Origin of the sequence: Methylobacterium isbiliense, assembly GCF_022179325.1 — a bacterium.
Lineage (GTDB): Bacteria > Pseudomonadota > Alphaproteobacteria > Rhizobiales > Beijerinckiaceae > Methylobacterium > Methylobacterium isbiliense.
In genome coordinates this window covers 1-1,701 of sequence record NZ_BPQQ01000134.1, presented here as the reverse complement: position 1 = coordinate 1,701, position 1,701 = coordinate 1, and the positions used below count along the sequence as shown (strand labels likewise).

General features: G+C 72.6%; 1 protein-coding gene. It reads right to left on the bottom strand.

Annotation, left to right across the window (positions count from 1 at the left end; all coding sequences use genetic code 11):
- Positions 1–30 precede the first annotated feature (30 nt).
- The gene (locus MFF61_RS33040) at positions 31–1,623 is read right to left on the bottom strand and encodes an ISL3 family transposase (RefSeq protein WP_238241991.1); all 1,593 of its coding nucleotides are present in this window, start codon (positions 1,621–1,623) and stop codon (positions 31–33) included.
- Positions 1,624–1,701: the final 78 nt, after the last annotated feature.

Below are 1,701 nucleotides of genomic sequence, written 5' to 3'. Positions count from 1 at the left end.
GGGTCCTTCCGCGCTTTTGGTGCAGGCGCGTCAGGTGGCGAGCACGCGAGCGCGCAGCAGGTCGAGTTTGGCGCGCCCGTACATCGCGCGCTTCAGCATCTTGAGCCGGCTGATCTGCCCCTCCACCGGGCTGGTCGACCACGGAAGCGTGAGTGCGGCCTCGACCGCAGTGCGATCGCGGCGCAAGCCCTCGGCTAGTCCTCGGATCGGACCACCCCGGCAGCCATCCAGCCACGCGCTCAACGCCGCTCGGTCGCGGTCGCGCACGAGGGTTGCGAAGGCCCGCGCCTCGGCCACGGCCCGACCGATCTCCGGGATCGTCTCGCGCAAGGCCGCGAGGAAGCGGCCGTCCAGCCCCGACACGTCCTTGTCGGCCAGCAGCAGCCGCGTCGCCTGTCGCGGCGACGGCGGACGCCAGACCGGTGCCATGATGCGGTTCGGGGCCGCCGTGGGTGTCGCCTTCTTCAGCCCAGCGACCAGCGCCCGCACCGTCATGACTCCGCCCCTGAAGCCGCGGGCCCGCACCTCGCGCCAGAGCGCGGTGGCATTGTGCTCGCCCTCTTCGAAGCGGCGGACGAGGTGGGGCCAGAAGGCATCGGTGATGCGCGCCCGCTCCCCCTTCAGCCAAGTCGGTGCCGCGCCAGCCCGCAGCCAGCGCCGCACCGTGTTCCGCGCCAGACCTGTCTCGCGCACGATGGCGCGGACGCCGTGACCGTCGCGGGCGAGCGCGGCCACGTGCTGGAAGCGCTTTTCGCGCGCCTCCTGCCCGCGGCGGCGTCGCTGCTCAGCGCGGGTCGGCGGCCGAGGCTCGGGTGTCGGCGCCGCGTCGACGTCGTCCTGCACGAGAGTTCGGGCGACCCGCGCGAAGGTGCCGCGATGGCGATCAAGCACCTGGAACAGCGCCTGTGAGGCGTTGCAGAGCAGATGGAAGCGATCAGCGACCTGGATGGCGCCCGGCGCGCCGCGACGAACCCCATCGGCGTAGGCGCCGGCCCGATCGCGGGCCACGATCTCGGCACCGGGATGCTGACGCAGCCAGTGCGCGAGGGTGGCGGCCTCCCGATCAGGCAGGAGATCAACGACGCGATGGTGCTCAAGGTCGACGAGGATGGTGCCGTAGCGCTGGCCGCGGCGCCAAGCCCAATCATCGACGCCAAGGACGCGCGGCGCCTGTGCCGCATTGGTGGGCCTGACACGCCGCAAGAGACGCAGCAGCGTGTCGGGGCTGGTTGGGAAGCCGAGGCGTCCGGCCAACCGCGCCCCGCCCTCGCCGCCAAGCGCGAGAGCCAGGTGACGCTGCAGCTCGCTGAGCCGCCATGTACGCCGGGCTCGCGGAGGAGCGGCGAGCGGCAGGCGCTCCGTGAAGATCCGGCGCGGGCAGCTGCGCTCGGCACAGCGCCATCGTCGCGAGCGGACGAGGATGGCGACGCGCCGGCCCTGCCATGGCAGGTCGGCCAGGGTGCGCGTGTAGCGCGAGTGCAGCCGCGCCGAGGAGCGCCCGCAGGTCGGACAGGAGCAGCCGGAGGCCCGCGGATGAGTGGTGATGGTCAGTCGGTCGGCGTCGCAACGGACGTCATCGACGACGAGGCCGGCGGGTATGAGGGGCAGGATGCGTTTGCTCATCCCGCGTCGTGGAGCCGAGCCTCACCTCGCGCGACGCGACCCTTCGACTCGGGTCCGCACCAAGAACGCGGGAGGACC

Coding starts and splice junctions, on each gene's coding strand:
- MFF61_RS33040 (WP_238241991.1), bottom strand. CDS start 1,623: ATGAGCAAACGCATCCTGCCCCTCATACCCGCCGGCCTCGTCGTCGAT.